The sequence below is a fragment of the Pseudonocardia pini genome, assembly GCF_013870575.1.
Classification (GTDB): domain Bacteria; phylum Actinomycetota; class Actinomycetes; order Mycobacteriales; family Pseudonocardiaceae; genus Pseudonocardia; species Pseudonocardia pini.
The window spans coordinates 1-2725 of the sequence record NZ_JACBXB010000744.1; the positions used below are offsets into that span (position 1 = coordinate 1).

Annotated in this window: 3 protein-coding genes and 1 pseudogene; 1 reads left to right on the forward strand and 3 read right to left on the reverse strand. The window is 73.0% G+C overall.

What is annotated here, in order from left to right:
• Window positions 1-614: pseudogene (locus H5J29_RS28190) on the reverse strand (molybdenum cofactor synthesis domain-containing protein); the annotation flags it as partial.
• Complete coding sequence (moaC, locus tag H5J29_RS28195) at window positions 607-1092, reverse strand: cyclic pyranopterin monophosphate synthase MoaC (protein ID WP_181784024.1); 486 nt, start codon at window positions 1090-1092, stop codon at window positions 607-609. The gene moaC and the pseudogene H5J29_RS28190, both read right to left, overlap by 8 nt.
• Window positions 1093-1502: 410 nt before the next feature.
• Between moaC and H5J29_RS28200 the strand changes: the two genes are divergently transcribed.
• Complete coding sequence (locus tag H5J29_RS28200; RefSeq protein ID WP_181784025.1) at window positions 1503-2126, forward strand: LysM peptidoglycan-binding domain-containing protein; 624 nt, start codon at window positions 1503-1505, stop codon at window positions 2124-2126.
• 113 nt (window positions 2127-2239) lie between these two features.
• Here H5J29_RS28200 and H5J29_RS28205 read toward each other — a convergent pair.
• Window positions 2240-2725 (reverse strand): hypothetical protein (locus tag H5J29_RS28205; RefSeq protein WP_181784026.1); only part of this gene is annotated, 486 nt, incomplete at its 5' end.

Consider the following 2725-nt stretch of genomic DNA (forward strand, 5'->3'; position numbering starts at 1 on the left):
CGACCGTCCGCCGTCGTGGTCGCGGACGACGCCCGCGAAGGTCACGACCGCTCCCGCGGCGGCGTCGTCGACCAGGCGGGCGTGCTCGTCGACGTCGAGCGCCTCCTCGGTCACGACGGCGCGCAGCACTCTCGGTTCCATCAGTGGTCTCCTCCGCGCAGCTGGTCGACGGCGTGGTCGAGGATCGGGTCGAGCACGGCCAGTCCGTCCTTCACCCCGCCGGTGGAGCCGGGCAGGTTCACCACGAGCGTCCGCCCGGCCACGCCCGCGAGGCCGCGGGAGAGCACGGCCGTGGGCACCTTCGGGGCCCCGTGGGCGCGGATCGCGTCGGCCAGGCCCGGGACCTCGTAGTCCAACAGGGCGCGGGTGACCTCCGGCGTCGCGTCGGTGGGGGAGATGCCGGTGCCGCCGGTCGTGATCACCACGTCCGCACCCGCGGCCACCGCCGCGCGCAGTGCCTCGGCCACCGGCTCGCCGTCCGGTACGACCGCGGGGTCCTCGGTGGCGTATCCCTTGGCGCGCAACCATTCCGCGATGATCGGCCCGCCGCGGTCCGGGTAGACGCCCTGCGCGGCGCGGTTCGACGCCGTCACCACGCGGGCCGTCCTACCCACCCTGTCCGTCCTCACGTCGCTGCCACGGGCCCGTCTTGCCGCCCTCCTTGCGCTCCACGCGGACGGCGTCGAGCGTGGCGGCGGGGTCCACGGCCTTGACCATGTCGTGCAGGGTCAGCCCGGCCACCGTGACGGCGGTCAGGGCCTCCATCTCCACACCGGTGCGGTCCGTGGTGCGCACCGTGGCGGTGATCCGCACCTCGGCCTCGCCCGGCTCCAGGTCCAGGGTGACGCCGGACAGTGCGATCGGATGGCAGAGCGGCACGAGGTCCGGGGTGCGCTTGGCCCCCATGATCCCGGCGATCCGGGCCGTGGCGAGCGCGTCCCCCTTCGGCAGACCGTCGCGGCGCAGGAGGTCGAGCACCTCGGCGGTGGTCCGGAAGACCCCGGTGGCCACGGCGGTACGGGCCGTCGGGACCTTCTCCGAGACGTCGACCATCCGGGCCGCACCCGCGGCGTCGACATGGGTCAGTTCCACACCTGCGACCCTACGTCCGGGGTGACGCAGACCGCTCCCAGGGTCCCGAATGTGTGTGATCTGAATCACAGCAGTACAACCATGTCGCACTCGAATCGTGCCGTATCCGTCCCGTTATACGGGTGCATGACCAGCGGATACGCGATCTACCACAGATCACGGGGAGATTGAAGTCGATCTTGGGACACGCGCCCGCCTGCGCTTTCGCGCTCGACCGACCGCCCGTACCGTCCCCGTCGGCCCGCAGGACTCCCCCATTGCCGGCGGGCCCCGGAACCGCAGCGCGCTCCCTGTCCGGCGGTACCGGTCCCCGAAGCACGAGCGGGACAGGGAACGGAAGAGGCGGCCACCCACCCGCCGAAGTCGGGAGACCGACGACATTCCGCACGCGCCGCGGAGAGACGCTCGCCATGGCCCGTTATCGCGGCAAGCACCGCAAGCCGTCCACCGCCGGACGCACGATCGCCCGTACCGCGATCGCCGGTGCGGTCGCCGGTGTCCCGCTGGTCGCCGTCGCGCCCGCGGCGAACGCGGCCACCGACGCCACGTGGGACCGCCTCGCCCAGTGCGAGAGCAGCGGGAACTGGGCGATCAACACCGGCAACGGGTTCTCCGGCGGGCTGCAGTTCACCCGCTCCACGTGGACGGCGTTCGGCGGCGGCCAGTTCGCGCCGGTGGCTCACCAGGCCACCCGCGAGGAGCAGATCGTCGTCGCCGAGAAGGTCCTCGCCGGGCAGGGCTGGGGCGCCTGGCCCAGCTGCTCGAAGAAGATCGGCGCGTCCGGCGGTCCCACGCCACGCTCCGCGCCCGCCGAGGCGGCCCCGGCCCCCGCCGTGGAGCCGGTCCGTTCCCCGGCGCGCCAGTACCTGAGCGCGCCCGCGGGCGGCACCTACACCGTGAAGTCCGGCGACACGCTCGGCAAGATCGCCTCCGCCCACGGCCTGGCGAACTGGAAGGACCTGCTGGCGAAGAACCCCGCGCTGGCGGGCAACCCGAACATCATCATGCCGGGCCAGACCCTGGTCGTGGCCTAGCTGGACTGCACCGACGCCGAACTGGCGCGGCATCCCGAACCGCACGCCACCGTGGGACACGGGAGTCCGCCGGCTCCCCGGACGAGGTCTGAACGGCGGGGCTGCGACCGCGGTCACAGTGGCGTCGTGGTCGCCTGGTAGCAGGTCGTCGAGCCGCAGACCTGCACCACGGTGCGCAGACCGCCCGTGCCCGGCCCGAGGACGAAGATGTCCGGTTCGTAGACGGACAACGACACGGCCCGGCCGGTGTCCGGGTCCCGCACGTCGGAGCCCACGTAGCGGCCGGTGGCCGCGTCGTAGCTGAGGTCCTGGCGGATCTGGTAGGTCCCCATCGGCGAGTTCTCCACCGTCACCTCGGCGATGCCGGACGTCGGGTCCACGCTGATCGTGGCGGTGTAGTACTCCACCCCGATCGACCAGGTCACCAAGGCCGAGCCGGTCAGTCCCGAACCGGAGGACCCGCCGCTCGACGCGGGGCGGGTGGAGGTGGAGCCGCCCGGGTTCGATGGGCTCTGGCCGAGCGCCTGCATGACCAGGAAGGCCCCGCCGACCACCACGGCCGCCGCCACGAGAACGGCGAACAGGCGGCCCACGCGACC

Bases quoted from the DNA above. Each gene is read 5' to 3' on its own strand.
- H5J29_RS28200 (WP_181784025.1), top strand. From the start codon at position 1,503: ATGGCCCGTTATCGCGGCAAGCACCGCAAGCCGTCCACCGCCGGACGC.